Genomic DNA, 17,830 nt, shown 5'->3' with positions numbered 1-17,830 from the left:
TCGGCATGGAAAAGACCTTTAATTTAACCCGCCGCGACGACGGCATTGCCATTTTGACTATGGATGTTCCTGGCGAAACCATGAACACCCTAAAAGCACAGTTTGGCCCTGAAATCAGTGAGATTCTGGCTGAGATTAAAAGCGATCCTCATATTCGTGGACTCGTGCTGATCTCGGGCAAGAAAGATTCTTTCGTCGCGGGCGCGGACATTTCCATGCTCGATGCCTGTAAAACGGCGGCCGATGCCAAAGCCTTATCCCAGCAAGGGCATGTGGTTTTTAATGAGTTAGAAGCCTTAAAAATTCCTGTAGTGGCGGCAATCCATGGTGCCTGTTTAGGTGGTGGTTTAGAGTTAGCCTTAGCCTGCCATCAAAGGGTATGTAGCGACGATGGTAAAACCATGCTCGGCGTACCGGAAGTTCAACTTGGCTTATTACCTGGCGGCGGTGGGACTCAACGTTTGCCTCGTTTAGTCGGTATTACCACCGCCTTAGACATGATGTTGACCGGTAAACAAATCCGTCCTAAACAAGCCTTGAAAATGGGCTTAGTGAATGATGTTGTACCGCAGACCATTTTGCTGCAAACCGCAGTTGAGATGGCGCTTGCTGGTAAACGTGCACCGAAACCTGTTAAAAAGTCACTCGTTAATCAAGTGCTTGAAGGCACGAGCTTTGGCCGTAACATTATTTTCGATCAAGCGACTAAACAAGTCGAAAAGAAAACCCAAGGTAATTATCCAGCACCAGCCAAGATCATTGACTGCGTGCGTCAAGGGATTGCGAAGGGGATGCAAAAAGGGCTAGAAGTCGAAGCGAGTCACTTTGCCGAATTAGTGGTATCAAAAGAATCTGCAGCGCTGCGCAGTATTTTCTTTGCTACCACAGAAATGAAGAAAGAAACCGGCGCTGAGGGTGCTACGCCGCGTAAAGTGAAGAAAGCGGTGATCTTAGGTGGCGGTTTAATGGGCGGAGGCATCGCCTCTGTGACGACCACTAAGGCTAAAATCCCTGTTCGCGTCAAAGACATCAGTGAAAAAGGTTTAAGCAATGCATTAGCCTACGCTTATAAGTTGTTGGATAAAGGGGTAAAGCGCCGCCATATGACGCCTGCTGCCCGTGACAACTTAATGGCGCTGATGACGACAACCACTGAGTATAAAGGCGTTAACGATGCCGATATCGTTGTGGAAGCGGTATTTGAAGATTTAGCACTTAAGCATCAAATGGTGAAAGACATTGAGCGTGAGTGTGGTGAGCACACTATTTTTGCGTCAAACACCTCATCTTTGCCAATTAGCCAAATCGCTGAGGCGGCAACGCGTCCCGAGAACGTGATTGGTCTGCATTATTTCTCGCCAGTGGAAAAAATGCCGCTGGTGGAAGTGATTGCCCATGCTAAAACGTCACCAGAAACCATTGCGACTACTGTCGCATTTGCCCGTAAGCAAGGTAAAACACCGATAGTGGTGCAGGATGGTGCGGGTTTCTACGTGAACCGTATTCTGGCTCTGTATATGAATGAGGCCGCGCAATTACTACTTGAAGGCCAAAGTGTTGAGCATTTGGATAAAGCTTTAGTGAAATTTGGCTTCCCTGTGGGACCGATTACTTTGCTCGACGAAGTGGGTATCGACGTGGGCGCAAAAATTTCACCGATCCTTGAAAAAGAATTGGGTGAACGTTTTAAAGCGCCAGCCGCATTTGACAAGCTTTTAGGTGACGATCGTAAAGGCCGCAAAAATGGCAAAGGATTTTATCAATACGGCCAAAAAGACTCTAGCAAGAAAGCGAAAGTCGTCGATGAGAGTGTTTATGGCGTGTTAGGCATTAAGCCTGGCACCAATAAAGACGCAAAAGCGGTTGCTGAGCGTTGTGTCGTACAAATGCTCAATGAAGCGGTGCGTTGTTTAGATGATGGTATTATTGCATCGCCAAGAGACGGTGATATTGGCGCCATTTTTGGTATTGGCTTCCCGCCATTCCTCGGTGGCCCATTCCATTATATTGACACTTTAGGCGCCGCGAACTTAGTGAAGATCCTTGAAGGTTATCAAAGTCAATTCGGTAACAGATTCGAACCTTGTGAGCGCTTAAAAACCATGGCGCAAGAAAACGCGCACTTTTTCTAAGTTTCAGTGAATCTAAGTCATAGTTAATCTAGGTCTTAGTCAATCAAAATTGAACAAAAAAGCGGCAGTTTGTTGCCGCTTTTTTTATTGCCACAAGGCATGTTTTTGCCTAAAAAGTGTTCACATTGGGGATGTGGATTTTGTATAATCCGAGCCCTTTATCGAGAGTTCAGTGTTACGTGTTCTGTACTGAGAGCGCAGCGAGGAATGAGTATTGCTCGTTTATGCATAATGCGGAGAACCTTTTATTCTGGCGTTAAAATGGCGTATTTAACATGTGCATCAATCACCAAGATTACGCGAGTAGCATCCGCATTTTAATGAGGAATTAATTTCTCTACATTTATGATTTATTTAGTTGTTTTTAAAGAGGTGGTTTGTGGCTTTGCTGGTTATCTTTATCGCATTAATCTCGGCTTGGTACTTCGGCTTGGCTGCATTTACCGCAGACCTTTCTGTTACGTATTGGGCATTACTGGGTTTTGTGCTCGGGCCTCTGGCTTATCCACTCTTTACGACACACCGCCATTTAGCTTTGAGGAAAATCCGTTGTAGTGAGGAATGGATATTAAATAGCTGATTTATCAATCTGTTATGTATTTATCCATGACTACATGACTATTAGTTAGTACTTTTATATTCACTTAAAACTAAAGGGAGCCAATGCTCCCTTTATTGTTTCTAAGCTGCGCTAGCTTAATTAACTATCACTGTACATGAGTTAGAATCATGGCTACAGAACTTAAATTAGTTCCACCAACCTTTTGCAGAAATCACTTCAAGGTGATTCAAGCCTTCAGGCAACTTAACTTTTTTACGCGCTGGCTTGGATAAACCGAGTGCTTTTTTGATTGAATTTAGCATAGTCACTCTCCTTAACCTGATTAATGTTATGCAACTTGTTTTAGTTGTTTGAATTTCACATATGGAGAACCCGCAACTTCAAGGTATTTAAATTTCACATATGGAGAGCCTGCAACTTCAAGGAGTTTGAATTTCACATATGGAGAGCCTGCAACTTCAAGGGGTTTGAATTTCACATATGGAGAGCCCGCAACTTCAAGGGGTTTGAATTTCACATATGGAGAACCTTGAAGAGCAAGACTATTTGCTACAAAGCCAATTGAAGATAATAGAGTAACTGTTACTAGGATTCCTTTAATCATTCTAATTCTCTCAGGGTAGTTAATATTGATTTATTATTGACACTAATAGCGCTGATGCACTTGTTGTGCCAATGTTGTAAGTCGATATCAAATTGAGGGTTAAATGATTAGGTAATGTTGCTCTTAGTGTTTGGCTTTACTATGTCTTCTTGAAGTAGCAGAGTAAATTCGGTCTCTTTTATGGCCTTACTAAAAATATAGCCTTGAATTTCTTCACAGTTAAGTGCCCGTAAAATGTTCAATTGTGCTGCTTGTTCTACGCCTTCACCCACAACAGAAAGCCCCATGTTATGGGCGATGGTGATAATAGAATCGACCATTTTGAGATCGCGATCAGATTTATCTATATCGTCAACAAAGGCTTTGTCAATTTTTAAAGTATGAATAGGAAAGCGTTTTAAGTATGAAAGGGACGAGTACCCAGTGCCGAAATCATCGAGTGCTAAACTGACGCCCATTTTAGCCAATTGCTGCATGACAATAATTGCCGTTTCAGGCTGTTTAATGACGGTTCCCTCAGTTATTTCTAATTCAAGATGACATGCGGGGAGTTTAGTGAGTCTTAATATTGACTCTATTCGCTGTTGAATATCAGGCAGTGCAAATTGACGTGACGATAAATTGACGGCGACTCTGCCGCTGAATATGCCTTGTTCACGCCATTTTTGCGCTGCGAAACAGGCCTTGCGTAAGACAATTTCACCAATTTCAACAATCAAACCGTTTTCTTCAGCAAGTGGAATAAAGTCATTGGGGGGAATTAAACCATGTACTGGATGATTTAATCTGACTAAAGCCTCCATACCTGCAATTTTACCGCTTTTAAGATCAACCTTAGGTTGATAATAAACTTCAAATAGATCATCTTTTAAGCCTTCACGTATAAGATTTTCTATTTCTAATTGCCTAATTGCATGTTGGTTCAAGGACTCAGAATAAAACTGGTAGCAATTACCTCCCGCAGACTTAGCATGGTACATAGCAATGTCAGCCTTTCTCAGTAATGCTTGCTCGCTTTGCTCATCTTCTGGGAACAGCACTATACCAATACTTAATCCTAGGACTAGCTGTTCATTGCTAACGTTAAATGCAGGTTTTAGCCCTTCAATAATACGGTTAGCTATTGCTGCACTGGCGCTTATATCTGAACCCTTGTCTAATACAATGGCGAATTCATCTCCGCCTAGACGATAAATACTGGTATTTTTAGGAAGTAAGGACTTAATGCGGGTAGCAACGAGCTTTAATAATGTATCCCCAATTTGATGGCCTAGGGAATCATTAATACGTTTAAAATTATCAAGATCAAGCACCATAAGCGCATGAGCTATTTCTCGATTTACTAGGTTATTTAAGGTCACTTGTAAGTTGGAGCGATTTGGCAGTCCAGTTAAGAGATCGTTATTGGTTAGTTTTCTAAGCTCTTCTTCTTGCTGCTTACGTCTTGATATGTCAGAAAAAACACCAACATAATGTGACAATTCGCCTAACTCATCATAGATAGCATCGATAGTGAGCTCCATATGGAAGTGACTGTTATCTCCTCTGGCGGCTTCGACTTCATTTGCCCAGCGACCTTGCTGTTTTAACATGGTTCTGATTTGGGTGGAGAAGGTTTCAGGGTATAAATCAAATGTGAGTAAGTTGTCAATAAAGTCATTTCGGTTACGTAATGAAATTTTACAGCAAGCTTCGTTGACTTCGACAAAACGGTATTCGTTGTCGAGGATAAACATGCCTTCCGAAATGTTTTCAATCGCTTTTTCAAAGAGTTTTAGCTGTTCTTCCTTTTGTTTAAATTGACTAATATTTTTAATCGTTCCAGTCATTCGCAGGGCATTATCTTTGTCATCACGCTCTACAATCTTGGCACGGTCTAAGATCCATACCCAATTGTTGTCTTTGCCTTTTACCCTATATGCAGCTTCAAAATGATCTGTTTCACCATAAAAATGCTTATTGAGTGCTTCACGAACACGTTCTTGATCCATAGGATGTATATTACTCTCTTCATCCGATTTACCTGAACGATGTCCATCACGGGGAAATTCAAGAGCTCCCCAGATATTGGAGCGAAAAATGTTGCCAGTTTCAATGTCCCAGTCCCACATTTCATCACCACTTCCCCAAAGGGAAAGTTTTAATCTTTCTTCGCTGAGCGCTATTTGGCGTTGAACCTCTCGTTTTCTTAAAATTGATTTTGTAATCCCTAGAAATATTATTACTATAATAATAAAATAGATTGACTTTGCTAATGTTGATAGCCACCAAGGTGGTGTAATTATAACTTTTAATTCTTTTATTGGACCATTCTTCTGCGTTAATGAATCAACTGCATAAACTTTGAATATGTACTCACCAGGTGATAAGTTCGTATAGGTTGCTGAGTTTATTTTATTTGATGCTATCCATTCATTTGATAGACCATCCATTTTATAGTAATAAGATGTAGTATAGGGTTCTGATGTTGGTGAGTTAAATGTTATGGTGAATGGATAATCAGAGTATTTTAGTTGTATACTTTTTGATTTACTTATTGAACCTGTGAAATACTCACCATCTCCAGCTATTATGGAATTGAAAACACGTAATCCAGAGATGAAGGTCTCTGGTGGCTGTGAGTTTCTAATATGATCTAAAATTATATCTTTAGATATCAAGCTTAAACCATCAATGCCCCCAAAAAAAATATTTTCATTATCAATGATAACGCTACTTCGAGTATTATACTCGTATTGACTTCCATTATTTGTTGAGAAAATATAATTACTATCACCATCAATTAAAATCATTTGCCCCAGGGATGATGCAAAAATGTAATTGTCCAAAGTTAAGATGGAGTAAATTTCTTTGTTGTCGGAGAAAATTTTATTTGATTTTTTGCTGATTGGGTTATACTTCATAATTGCAGTTGAAGTGCCGAATATAATTTCATTTCTAAATTTTGTAATGCTATATGTTAGTTCGTCTGCTATTTTATTAGTTTCACTATCAGTGTAATGATATAGTCCATTTTGGCTTGCTAAATAAATATCAGCATCTGAAATGTAAAGGATTTCAAAAACTGGATCTTTTTTGTTAGTTGTAATTTTTTTTGAAATTAGATTATCTTTTATGATTAAAGCTTTCCCTGAAGCGGTTCCAACTATAATATTTTCATTGTCATTGATTAAGTCAATAGTTGTTATCTGTTCACCTTCTATTATGTTACTTATATCGCCATTGTTATGTAAGAAAATTACACCTTTCTCATTTCCAATGTAAATTCCGTTTTTTGTCATTACGGAGTTTTTATAGCCGGTAATGTCGGTTTGATAAGTTTTTATTAAATTCAAATCTGTGTTGTAACATCGAAGAATACTATCATCAGATGATACTAATATTTTGCTATCAAATGTTTTACTAATGTGCCAAACATTATCCTTTATTAGATCTGTACTTAAAACAAGATTGTTTGACTTTCTTATTATTTCAAAACCTTGGTTGTTCATTCCTATAATGAGATAATCAGCCGTTGAAAATAGATATGTTTCCTTACTTTTTTCTTTCTCCTCTACCGTTTTTCCAATCAGATAGGACTCGTTATTCACCGAGTATATTTTGTTTTTATCTATTCCATAAATGTCACTGTTGGATCGACTTAATAAAGTATATTTGCTGTTTGATAATTTTAATACCCTTTTATCGCTATAGGTGTAAAGTCCATTTTCTGTTGATATATATAGGGTTTTATTTTCCTTTTCTATATCAAGTACGTTATCAATAATTTTTACTTTATTACTGCCATTTATTCTGTAAAGTATTCCATCATAACTTTTTATAAATATTTCATCACCAATGTTTAAACTTTTCTTTACTTCGAAATATTCTTTTTCTATGTACTCTGAGCTTAGAACTTTATTTTTTAAGTTGAGGCTAAGTATGCCCTTATTGGTTCCAACTAAAATCTCTTTAGTAAAGTCATTGTTGGATAAACTCCATATCTCACCATTCAAATATTCATTTTTCACATCGATAAATTTAAGTGATTCATCATTTCTATCATATATAGCAAGTCCTTTGTCAGTACCAACTAGTAGATCACCTTCTTCAGTGATTAGCAGGCTACGAATAAAAGAGCTGGGTAAACCAGAAGCGCTATTATCAGCATAAAAGTGTTTAAACTCTTTTCCGTCGAACCGATTTAGTCCGTTAAGCGTGCCAATCCAAATGTAGCCATCATTATCCGTAACGATAGACGTAACAGTGCTTTGGGAAAGTCCTTCTGGGACACCAAAAGATTGTGATTGGAGAATAATAGGAGATTTATCAGAAAAGGGAGATGCGTTTACGTCTTCGAATGCATGCAAGCTAAAAAAAGCGAGCAAGACGATTTTAAAGAGTGCTTTAGGCATAGTGTTTGTTCTTATTATCCGAGGATGCCATGAAACAATTGTGTTACATCACTTTTCCAGAAAGTGAGCGGTTTGTCAAAGTAGAGTCCGCAGAAAATCCTTTTAACAGCATGTAGATGCAGTAAAATTGTTCGGTGCTGAAGTGGTAGAACATGGGCTAGCCATGTTTTACATCAGGATTACGCCCAACACTGAAAGATACGACTATAGTTGGACTGATTTGTAGCGGTTCTGTTTGTTTACCTAACTTTGCTCACAAATGTGTGAGCAAAAGTGTTTTTTGTTTAGAAATTAAACTTTTCTGCCGTTTGCTTAAAAACTTTAAGATCCGTGATCATTTTGTCTGACATCAGCGCGGCTTGGGTTCTGTGTTGTTCACCTGTGCTAAATAACACTAAGCGATCGCTGTGCTTAGTACGCATTTTACGCATCATGAATTTGAGTAAATCAGTGCGGGTGAGCTTAGTGATTTCGTCTACGACGAGTTCTCTTTGGTTAAATTGATAATCTCTATTGCCGACACTGACCCAATAACGTTGACTGCGAGTTTTGAGGTTCGCGTCGTGCTCCATGATTTGATTAATCAGACCTACCTTTGTGCTTTCCCATTCTTCGTTGGTGATTTGCATCACTGCATAATTAAAGTCGGCAATAAACTCGTCGATGGCCTCTAATAAATGCAGTGGCCCAGTTGTGGGTGACTGAATATAGAAAATAAGTCCAGGATGACGATTGAGCGGCAGGTAACCTGTGCCTACCATATAGCCCAACTGTTTTTCAGTACGCAGCTCATGGAAGAAGGTGGACGACATTGTGTGATTCAGTAAGCTAAATAGTGCCATTTTTTCTGGTGTTGCCACGGCAGATTGGTAATACACAATAATTGCGCTATCTTGATGATCTATCGCGAGTTCTCTCAGTAACGTGCCTTGGCCTGTTAAATTCACTAATTCTCTGGTGGACTCGGCGCTTGGCGTCGAAACTAAGGATAAAATGTGCTCTAAACGTTTGCCAAGAGCTTGTGCTTCAGAGACTAACCAATCCCCGTAGACTAACCCTTCAAGATAGATCTTTTCGTAGAAGGCGCGTACATGGTTATGTAAATCTTCTAGGCTAATATCTTCCAACATTTGAGCCATGCGTGCTGGTTCATAACTGCTTTTTTGCAGCGTAACAGTCAGGCTCGTAAATAATTGTGAAATCGGTTTAGCCTGTGTTTGATTCTGCCAACTGCGCAGAAGCTGAGATTTTATGAGGGCAAAGCGCTCTTCGGTAAAATTACGCTCTCTGGCTTTATGGATTAATAGCGCTAATAACGTTTCTTGATTGCCGGTAAAGCCCGATAAATGCAGTGTAATTCCGCCTTGATGCGGATAAATGTTATAGCTTAAGCCTGCAACTTCAGCCTGATAGGTTGGCTCGGTGAGATAATCGAGTAGCATTTCAACATATAAGCGGGTGAGGGCGGCATGCCTTGGTGTTTTACTTGCCTGCTCTGAATCCAGCGATAAATACATGTGACCTTTTGGCACATTAAACTCATCATCTTTCTTATGCCAAATGCGGTATCCAGTTGATTCAGCAACTATCACTGGCACGTCAACATCGCTCTTATCCGGACGGGCAATCGAGTCGGCGACAATAAAAGGATTTGCAGCCGGTAGTTGTAATTCAGGGCGAATATTGTTCACTTGCCAACGAGCGAGGGACTGTGGCGCAATTGGGCGGACTTTGTACGGCGTGTGATACCAGTTAGCTTTACGATCGGTTTTAACCGATTGGGCGATAAGCTGCAGACGCATATTCTGTGGCACCATGAGCTCAAGTAGCTCAATGGTTTCAGGGATATCCAGCCCATCCATCCGATAATCGCCAAAGACCAAGTCTTCGACCTCATAGTGATGCATATTGATGCTGAGATGGCTGGCTAAATCGAGTGATTTAACTTGCTCTTGATAACGAAACGCCATTTTGAGCAGGTTTGCACGCTCCAAATAACGCCATTCATCTAAGCCTTGGGTTTTGATAAGTTCAATATACTCAAAACAGCAGCTGATAATTTCATCGAGATTGCCTAGCCCTTTATCGGTTAACTGTAAACCGATACTGTAATCCTTGAAGTTATAACCATTTACACCGCCGCCCGCAGACAAGTTGTTCACTAATCCTTGTTCTTTCAGATACGACAACAGACTGCCATGACTCTCATTGCCTAAAATATGGCTGATATAAGTCAAAGGCTTACGTTTGTAGTAGTGATCAATTCCTGGGAAATTAAAACTGATGCTTAAGCGTTTTTGCTCCTTAAGCGGCACAATATCGATTTGCCTCAACAGTTCTTTTTCTGAAAATAGTGGTACTTGAGGATAGTTTTTCACTAAGTTCAAGTTTCGGATCCCACTAAAATAGTGGCAGGCTAAATCTTGTAATTCATCAAGGGAAAGCGGAGCGACTAAGCACAAGGTCATTAAGTTGGCGCTGTAATGGCTTTGATAGAAATCGAGTAATTCACTACGTACCTGTGCCTGTTCTCCGCCTAAGGTGACTAAGTTACCCACGGAAAATTTCGAAAATGGATGCAGTGGGTTGACTGTCTCTTTGAGTACTTGATAGGTCCGACGGATATCATCTTTTAGTTTTAAACTAAATTCAGATTCAATTGCTTGGCGTTCTCTATCGACTAAATCTAAATCAAATTTTGGGGCGATAAAAAATTGGCTGAATCTGTCTAAGGAGTCGGCAAACACTTCTTCATTGATGGTGAAAAAGAAGTTAGTGTGCTCTGTGCCCGTCCAAGCGTTATTGCTGCCGCCATGTTGGTTGATAAAGGCGTGATACTCGCCTGAGTCTGGGAATTTCTCAGTACCTAGAAAGAGCATATGCTCTAAAAAGTGCGCCATGCCGGGTCTATCTGCGGGATCATCAAAATGACCCACGCCAACAGCCATAGATGCGGCAGCTTGGCTAGCATCTTGATCTTCAACCAATAACACCCTGAGCGCATTATCTAATACAAGATAACGATACTGGCGGTGATCATTTGGACTTTTATATATGGACTGAGAGGCTTGCAAAGAGACACTCCGATAACGATAGCTTGTTATATATTGATAGTCTTAATGGTTTTTAGCAAATATCTCTTGTGTTTATCGACTAAAGATTAAGTCATGTGAGGTTTGTTGAAACGGATTTTAGGGCTACAATTGGGATAAAACAAAAACAAGTTTGAGTCGCGAGAGAAGTATGCAGCTATTTTTGATGAGACATGGTGACGCCGGATTTAATGCTCAGTCTGATAGAGACAGAACACTGACCGATGTTGGAAGGCACCATACTGTGTTGATGAGCAACTGGCTAGCTCGCAGTGTGGCTGATTTCGATCTTGTTTTAGTTAGTCCTTACTTACGAGCACAGCAAACGTGGCAGGAACTGAGTCAGCATTTTCCTGAGCCGCGTAAGTGGTTAGTCGCCGATGATCTTGTGCCTTCTGGCGATCCCGCCAATGTAGCCGCCTTGGTTGTGGCTTATGCTGAATTATACAAAGCGGATAAAGTACTCGTGATTGCTCACATGCCGTTACTGGGCTATTTAGTCAGTGAGTTAGTGGCTGGCGTTGAGCCGCCATTATTCGCGACGTCAGGCATTACACTCATTGATAAACATGCCGAGCAAGCCTCAATCGTGTGGCAGCACGCACCCCATAGTATTAGCTAATCTAGGTTTATATCTCTTTTACAAAACAAACGGCCCACATTAAATGGGCCGTTCGTTTTCCGCTAAATAGTAAATGTTAAAGCCTAAGCCGATAGCGAGCTAACGTCTATGCGGCTGCTCACCAATATCAATCAGCACTAATAACGCCGCATCGCCGCCCCATTCTTTAGGGGCCTGATGGAAAGCTTTCACCATAGGATGCTGCACTAACCACATGGGAACTTGTTGTTTCAATATGCCACTGCCGTAACCATGCATAATGCAGCAGCACAGGCTTTGCTGTTTAACGCAGGCTTGGATCAGTGCCGCTAACTCAAGTTTGGCTTCTGATTGGCGATAGCCGTGTAAATCCAGCAGTAAATCTGGCTGGTAATCCCCACGTCTGAGGCGTTTGAGTTCTAAACTGTCAACACCTTCTTCTAACCAACGCATCGGCCCTTGTACAGGCAGTAGTGGCTGATAAGTATCTGAGAAATAACTGTTAGCATGCAGTTGCTGCTCTTTCAGTTCTATTTCCTGTTTGCTTTTTAAGGGCATGCGAAAGTGTCGCTTATTTTGCGTGATGGGTTTAATTCCATCAATAAGCGCTGAGAACATCGCCAAGCCTTCTTTGTCGTCGTCTTTATTCATGGCGGGTATTCTATTGAATCCTATGGTTTCTGAATAGAGTTCAGTTACAATGTTTGCGAACAAACTAGCGGGAGCACGTTTTGGATAAGATCTTTGTAGATGAAGCTGTGACAGAATTACGTACTATTGGCGATATGTTACGTTGGGCCGTGAGCCGTTTTAACGATGCCAATGTGTATTATGGTCATGGTACTGATAACGCGTGGGATGAAGCTATCGCCTTAGTTTTCCATGCCTTACACTTACCCGAAGAAATCGGTCAGCAAGTGATTTTAAGTAACTTGACCAGCAGTGAAAAGCATAAAATTGTCGAGTTGATCATTCGTCGGGTGAGAGAACGCTTACCTGTGCCTTACTTGACCAATAAAGCGCGTTTTGCTGGGCTTGAGTTTTACGTTGATGAGCGCGTGTTAGTGCCACGCTCACCGATTGCGGAAATGATCGCTAACCGTTTTAGCCCTTGGTTATATAACAAGCCAGTCACACGTGTTTTAGATTTATGTACTGGCAGCGCTTGTATCGCGATTGCCTGTGCCTATGAATTTGAAGACGCCGAAGTCGATGCGCTGGATATCAGCGAAGATGCCTTAGATGTGGCGCAAATCAATATCGAAACCTTAGGTGTGATGGACAGAGTTTTCCCGATGCAATCGGATCTGTTTTCGGCCATCCCAGAAGGGCCTCAGTATGATTTGATTGTTTCAAACCCACCTTATGTGGATGCTGAAGACATTGGCGACATGCCTGATGAATATCACCATGAGCCAGCCATTGGTTTAGCTTCAGGTCGCGACGGGTTAGATTTAACCAAGCGTATACTCGCCAATGCCGCGCAATACCTCACGCCAACGGGTTTACTCGTAGTCGAAGTCGGTAATTCTATGGTGCATTTGATTGAGCAGTTCCCAGAAGTGCCATTCACTTGGATTAACTTTGAAAATGGCGGCGATGGCGTATTTGTATTGACCCGCGATCAACTGGTCGAAAATCAGTCAGTGTTCGGCATTTATCGCGACGCACAATAGCCTAAGATAGCAAATTAGGTTGAGACTTTTCCCGCTGCCAGTTAGGCTTGCAGCGGGAAAATAAATTGTCCAGTACTCGCTGGACACGGAGCGATGAACAAATAACCTAAGGTGTACAAAGCGGATGTCTGGAAACAGTATTGGTCAAAATTTTGTAGTGACGACGTTTGGTGAGAGTCACGGTGTTGCACTGGGTTGCATTATTGATGGTTGCCCTCCTGGGCTTGAATTAACCGAAGCCGATATGCAGCACGATCTTGACCGCCGTCGTCCTGGGACATCCCGATATACCACGGCACGCCGTGAGCCCGATGAAGTGCGGATTTTATCCGGCGTCTTCGAAGGTAAAACCACGGGCACCTCGATTGGACTCTTGATTGAAAATACCGATCAACGCAGTCAAGATTACTCTAATATCAAAGATTTATTTCGCCCTGGGCACGCCGATTATACCTACCAGCAAAAGTACGGTATGCGTGACTACCGCGGTGGTGGCCGCTCTTCAGCCCGTGAAACTGCGATGCGGGTTGCGGCGGGTGCTGTGGCTAAAAAGTATTTAAAGCAAGTTCACGGTATCGAGATCTACGGCTATATGTCGCAGCTGGGTCCTATTTGTGCGCAGACCATTGATCTTGACCAAATCGAGCAAAATGCCTTTTTCTTCCCCGATGCTAGCAAGCTGGAAGCGCTCGATGAATACATGCGAGAGCTGAAAAAATCCGGTGACTCGATTGGCGCGAAAATCTCCGTTATCGCGACAGGTGTGCCAGTGGGTTTAGGTGAGCCAGTATTTGATAGACTCGATGCCGATATCGCCCACGCGCTGATGGGTATTAATGCCGTCAAAGGTGTTGAGATTGGTGATGGTTTTGGTGTCGTGACGCAAAAGGGCTCCGAAGGGCGTGACTTAATGTCGCCGCAAGGCTTTGAATCCAACCATGCGGGCGGTGTACTCGGTGGGATTTCGTCGGGTCAGCCGATTATTGCCCATATTGCGTTAAAACCCACATCAAGCATCAGTGTGCCAGGTCAAAGTATGACGGCGCAGGGTGAAATGGCCGAAGTGGTCACTAAAGGTCGTCACGATCCTTGTGTTGGGATCCGCGCGGTACCGATTGCCGAAGCTATGCTTGCCATTGTGTTGATGGATCACTTATTAAGACACAGAGCGCAAAATCAGGATGTGCGTAGTCATACGCCAGTGCTTGGTATGCGATAAGTGGCATGAAATAGCTGGTATGCGATAACGATACAATGAGTGGCATGAGATAAATGGAATGCGTTAATGTCAACTTCTTCTAGCACAAGCCGGCAATTGCGCTGGCTTTGTGCCTGCTATTTTTTCTTCTTTTCTATTCTCGGCACTATGGTCCCTTATCTTGGGGTCTTCTTCGAAAATCGCGGTTTTAATCCTCAAGAAATTGGCTTTTTACTCGCCATCCTGATGGCGACGCGCATTGTTGCGCCGAATGTGTGGGCTAAAGTGGCTGACCGTACTGGGATGCGCGCCGAGCTGATCAAAATGGGCGCGGGAGCCGCCGCGCTGGCGTATTTGAGTTTCTTCTATCATGGTGGTTTTGTGTATATGGCGCTGAGTTTGGCCCTCTATACTTTCTTTTGGAATGCGATCCTCGCCCAGCTTGAAGTGATCACCTTAGAAACCTTAGGCGAGAATGCCAGCCGCTACGGTCAAATTCGCAGTTGGGGCAGTGTCGGTTATATCTGTCTTGTTGTCGGTGCGGGCTTTGCCATTGGTCAGTGGGGCACAGAAGTGCTGCCTTATATCGGTTTGTCATTATTTATCGGCATGTTAGCCAGTGCGTTGCCACTACCAGCAAATCGTTTAGTGCGCGACACCAGCCAAGTGCGGCCGCCATTGCAATGGAATCGGGCGATTATTTGGTTCTTAGTCTCGGCCATGTTGCTGCAAATGAGCGCGGGACCTTTCTACGGCTTCTTCGTCTTATATTTAAAGCAAGCGGGTTACTCCGAATCCTCGGCGGGCATATTTGTCGCCCTTGGCGCTATGGCCGAGATCGTGATGTTTATGTTCGCGCCGCGTTTACTCGGCCGCTATGGCGTGAATACCTTATTGATTGTCAGCATCGGCATGACTTGTCTACGTTGGTTATTGGTTGCCTTTGGGGTAGATAGCGTGTTGTGGCTAGGTTTTAGCCAATTATTACATGCCTTTACCTTTGGTTTAACCCACGCCGCATCGATTCAATTTGTGCATAAACATTTCGATGCGAGTCACAGAAGCCAAGGTCAAGCCTTGTATGCCAGCTTAAGTTTTGGAGTTGGCGGCGCGCTCGGTACTTGGATTTGCGGCTATATTTGGGGCGATGGTAGCGGGGCGGTTTGGTCTTGGGTATTTGCCGCAGTATGCGCCTTTGCCGCTATGCTGGCGGTATTCTTTATCCCTAAGGATAAACCGAGTGTTGCAGCCCATGGGGTCTAGTCATATCCATTAAGATAAAAATATAAAAAAATCAAAAGATTGCGTTAAGTGAGGTAAAGGGTGATTCGGTTTCGTTTAGGGTTAGTTGTCAATCCGTTGGCTGGCTTAGGTGGCAGTGTTGGTCTTAAGGGCAGCGATGGCGTTGCCGAAGAAGCGCTCGCCTTAGGCGCTGAACCCAAAGCCGCCTTGCGTATGATGCAGGCCCTCGAGGTTATCCGTGATTATAGTGATGACATTGAAGTCATTACCGCTTCAGGCATCATGGGTGAAGACGCCGCTAAAACACTCGGTTTTACCACGCGAGTGGTGTATCAAACTCCGGATAAAACTCAGGCACTGGATACGCAGGCCGTTGTGCGTGCGCTGCTGGATGAACCGCTGGATTTACTCCTTTTTGCCGGTGGCGATGGCACGGCCCGCGATGTTTACTCCGTCTTTGAACAAGCCACTATCGACGACAAACTCCCTGTGCTCGGTGTGCCTGCTGGGGTGAAAATTCATTCCGGCGTTTACGGCATTACGCCCCATGCGTCTGGCATGGTGGTCAAGATGTTACTCGATGGCGAACTTGTCAGTTTGATGTCCGCCGATGTGATGGATATTGACGAAGTGGCTTTTCGCCAAGGTACAGTGCGCGCTAAACGATTTGGTGAGCTCTTAGTGCCCGCCGAGCCGCGCTATGTGCAAGCGGTGAAGATGGGCGGCAAGGAAGTCGATGAACTCGTGCTGGCCGATATCGCCGCCGATGTGATCAATCAAATGGAAGATGAACTGTACATCATGGGCTCTGGCAGTACGGTTGCCTTTGTGATGGAAGAGTTAGGCCTCGATAATACCCTGCTCGGTGTTGAGCTCATTCAAAATAAAAACCTTGTTGGCAGTGACTTAACCGCGAATAAATTACTCGAATTGACCCAAGATAAGCCGACTAAGCTGGTGATTACCTTAATTGGTGGCCAAGGCCATATCTTAGGGCGCGGTAATCAACAGTTGTCGCCCGAGCTCATTCGGCGCATCGGAAAAGACAATATTATTATCCTTGCCACAAAAACTAAGCTAAAAGCACTTGATGGACGACCACTAATTGTGGATAGTGGCGACCCTAAATTAGATAGCGAGCTTGGCGGCTACTATAAAGTGACGACGGGCTACCATGATTACGTCATGTATCAGGTGGCCAATCCAGATTTATTGGTCGCAGCAGATGTGTCGGCCAATCCAGTATTAATGGAGAGTTAGACCCATGTTAGAGCATTACGAAGACGCATTAGAACAGTGGATCGCCAGCGTTGTTAGCCATGGTGATGACGATGCTTTGTTTGCCTGTGGCTATTTACAGGGCCATGTGGCCGTAGTGTTGTCGCAATTGGAAGCGCAGGGTGAAACGGATCTTGATGCGTTAATGCTAAAAATGACCGACTGTCTAGCGCTCGCGCGCCAAGAATTAAACGATGCCGATTATGCCTTGGTTGAACTGGCATGGGCACAGCTGCATGCATGGATTGTAGGCGAATTTGATGTTGCCTAGCTCCCAGCCGATGACTGACAACGAGCAAGTGACTAATACCGAAGTAACGAGTGTAGAAATGCCGAGTGCTGAATTAGCCAGTGAGCAAGCTCTCGATGCTAGCGCGGTATTTATCGGTTTAGTGAATCCTAAAACACCCGTTAACGTCGGTGGCATTATGCGCGCATCGGGTTGTTATGGCGTCGATGGCGTATTTTACACTGGCAGGCGCTACGAGTTAGCCGCGCGTTCGGGTGCAGTGCAATACCATGTCGATACTAAAGATGCTGGCGAGCGCATTCCGCTCACGGGCGTCACTTCATTGTTAGCCGCGATTCCGGCGGACACTCAGCTTATCTGTGTCGATTTGGTGGTGGGCGCAACGCCGCTGCCGGATTTTGTCCATCCCGCGAAAGCCTTTTATGTGTTTGGTCCTGAAGATGGCACCATTGGCCAAGAGATTATCGATAAAGCCGATGCCGTAGTGTATGTGCCTACGGTCGGGTGCATGAATCTTGCGGCTTCGGTCAATGTGCTGTTATACGACAGATTAGCTAAATCCCACCGTGAGGCTGCAAGCCTGACATCGAGCCTAGCATCTGGTCTACCTTCGAACTTAAGCGGCGATGCGCTCATCCGTCAGAGTCGTGATAACAACAATCGTACTCGGGTGAAAGTGCCCAGAGCGCCGCGAAAACCTCGACATGTTGAATCCAGTAGTGTCGGGTCTAGCAGCCTTGAACCTAGCAGCATTGATAACGCGATAGCCATCACAGCAGCTTAATTGGTTTAAAAATAACA

General features: G+C 43.5%; 13 protein-coding genes. 9 read left to right on the top strand and 4 right to left on the bottom strand.

Annotation, left to right across the window (positions count from 1 at the left end):
• The first annotated feature begins 5 nt into the window (after window positions 1-5).
• Window positions 6-2,132: a fatty acid oxidation complex subunit alpha FadJ gene (gene fadJ, locus L5L77_RS09710; RefSeq protein WP_263184862.1), complete on the top strand. Its 2,127-nt coding sequence runs from the start codon at window positions 6-8 to the stop codon at window positions 2,130-2,132.
• A 379-nt stretch (window positions 2,133-2,511) separates the two neighbouring features.
• Window positions 2,512-2,712 (top strand): hypothetical protein, encoded by a 201-nt coding sequence (locus L5L77_RS09705; RefSeq protein WP_263166705.1) that lies wholly within the window; start codon window positions 2,512-2,514, stop codon window positions 2,710-2,712.
• A 310-nt stretch (window positions 2,713-3,022) separates the two neighbouring features.
• Here the strand turns inward: L5L77_RS09705 and L5L77_RS09700 are convergent, their stop codons facing one another.
• From L5L77_RS09700 to L5L77_RS09690, 3 genes are all read right to left on the bottom strand, one after another.
• Window positions 3,023-3,298 carry a hypothetical protein gene (locus L5L77_RS09700; protein WP_258547651.1) on the bottom strand — a complete coding sequence of 92 codons (276 nt, stop codon included), beginning with the start codon at window positions 3,296-3,298 and terminating at the stop codon, window positions 3,023-3,025.
• Between the two features lie 107 nt (window positions 3,299-3,405).
• Window positions 3,406-7,692, bottom strand: a complete 4,287-nt coding sequence (locus L5L77_RS09695) for an EAL domain-containing protein (RefSeq protein ID WP_263166709.1) — start codon at window positions 7,690-7,692, stop codon at window positions 3,406-3,408.
• Between the two features lie 284 nt (window positions 7,693-7,976).
• Complete coding sequence (locus tag L5L77_RS09690) at window positions 7,977-10,766, bottom strand: insulinase family protein (protein ID WP_263184860.1); 2,790 nt, start codon at window positions 10,764-10,766, stop codon at window positions 7,977-7,979.
• A 169-nt stretch (window positions 10,767-10,935) separates the two neighbouring features.
• On the opposite strand from L5L77_RS09690, the gene sixA reads away from it, so the two are divergent.
• The gene (gene sixA, locus L5L77_RS09685; RefSeq protein ID WP_028761045.1) at window positions 10,936-11,406 is read left to right on the top strand and encodes a phosphohistidine phosphatase SixA; all 471 of its coding nucleotides are present in this window, start codon (window positions 10,936-10,938) and stop codon (window positions 11,404-11,406) included.
• Between the two features lie 99 nt (window positions 11,407-11,505).
• Here the strand turns inward: sixA and smrB are convergent, their stop codons facing one another.
• The gene (gene smrB / locus L5L77_RS09680) at window positions 11,506-12,036 is read right to left on the bottom strand and encodes an endonuclease SmrB (protein ID WP_263184859.1); all 531 of its coding nucleotides are present in this window, start codon (window positions 12,034-12,036) and stop codon (window positions 11,506-11,508) included.
• A gap of 80 nt (window positions 12,037-12,116) precedes the next feature.
• Here smrB and prmB point away from each other — a divergent pair, with 80 nt between their 5' ends.
• From prmB to L5L77_RS09650, 6 genes are all read left to right on the top strand, one after another.
• Window positions 12,117-13,061 carry a 50S ribosomal protein L3 N(5)-glutamine methyltransferase gene (gene prmB, locus L5L77_RS09675; RefSeq protein WP_173496395.1) on the top strand — a complete coding sequence of 315 codons (945 nt, stop codon included), beginning with the start codon at window positions 12,117-12,119 and terminating at the stop codon, window positions 13,059-13,061.
• Between the two features lie 124 nt (window positions 13,062-13,185).
• Window positions 13,186-14,280, top strand: a complete 1,095-nt coding sequence (aroC, locus tag L5L77_RS09670; RefSeq protein WP_028761043.1) for a chorismate synthase — start codon at window positions 13,186-13,188, stop codon at window positions 14,278-14,280.
• A 66-nt stretch (window positions 14,281-14,346) separates the two neighbouring features.
• Window positions 14,347-15,522 carry an MFS transporter gene (locus tag L5L77_RS09665; protein WP_263184858.1) on the top strand — a complete coding sequence of 392 codons (1,176 nt, stop codon included), beginning with the start codon at window positions 14,347-14,349 and terminating at the stop codon, window positions 15,520-15,522.
• A 60-nt stretch (window positions 15,523-15,582) separates the two neighbouring features.
• Entirely contained in the window at window positions 15,583-16,761 is a 1,179-nt protein-coding gene (locus tag L5L77_RS09660; RefSeq protein WP_263184857.1) for an ATP-NAD kinase family protein, read from the top strand.
• 4 nt (window positions 16,762-16,765) lie between these two features.
• A complete protein-coding gene (locus tag L5L77_RS09655; protein WP_263184856.1) occupies window positions 16,766-17,050 on the top strand; it encodes a YfcL family protein in 285 nt (94 codons plus the stop codon).
• On the top strand, window positions 17,040-17,813 hold the full coding sequence (locus L5L77_RS09650) for an RNA methyltransferase (RefSeq protein WP_263184855.1): 774 nt from the start codon (window positions 17,040-17,042) through the stop codon (window positions 17,811-17,813). Before L5L77_RS09655 ends, L5L77_RS09650 begins: the two co-directional genes overlap by 11 nt.
• Window positions 17,814-17,830 lie beyond the last annotated feature (17 nt).

This window comes from Shewanella sp. SM29, assembly GCF_025654245.1.
GTDB lineage: Bacteria > Pseudomonadota > Gammaproteobacteria > Enterobacterales > Shewanellaceae > Shewanella > Shewanella oncorhynchi.
Note: the sequence above shows the minus strand (reverse complement) of the source record. Positions and strands in the feature narration are given on the sequence as shown.

Coding starts and splice junctions, on each gene's coding strand:
- fadJ (WP_263184862.1), top strand. CDS start 6: ATGGAAAAGACCTTTAATTTAACCCGCCGCGACGACGGCATTGCCATT.
- L5L77_RS09655 (WP_263184856.1), top strand. CDS start 16,766: ATGTTAGAGCATTACGAAGACGCATTAGAACAGTGGATCGCCAGCGTT.
- L5L77_RS09665 (WP_263184858.1), top strand. CDS start 14,347: ATGTCAACTTCTTCTAGCACAAGCCGGCAATTGCGCTGGCTTTGTGCC.
- L5L77_RS09650 (WP_263184855.1), top strand. CDS start 17,040: ATGTTGCCTAGCTCCCAGCCGATGACTGACAACGAGCAAGTGACTAAT.
- aroC (WP_028761043.1), top strand. CDS start 13,186: ATGTCTGGAAACAGTATTGGTCAAAATTTTGTAGTGACGACGTTTGGT.
- L5L77_RS09700 (WP_258547651.1), bottom strand. CDS start 3,298: ATGATTAAAGGAATCCTAGTAACAGTTACTCTATTATCTTCAATTGGC.
- L5L77_RS09695 (WP_263166709.1), bottom strand. CDS start 7,692: ATGCCTAAAGCACTCTTTAAAATCGTCTTGCTCGCTTTTTTTAGCTTG.
- smrB (WP_263184859.1), bottom strand. CDS start 12,036: ATGAATAAAGACGACGACAAAGAAGGCTTGGCGATGTTCTCAGCGCTT.
- sixA (WP_028761045.1), top strand. CDS start 10,936: ATGCAGCTATTTTTGATGAGACATGGTGACGCCGGATTTAATGCTCAG.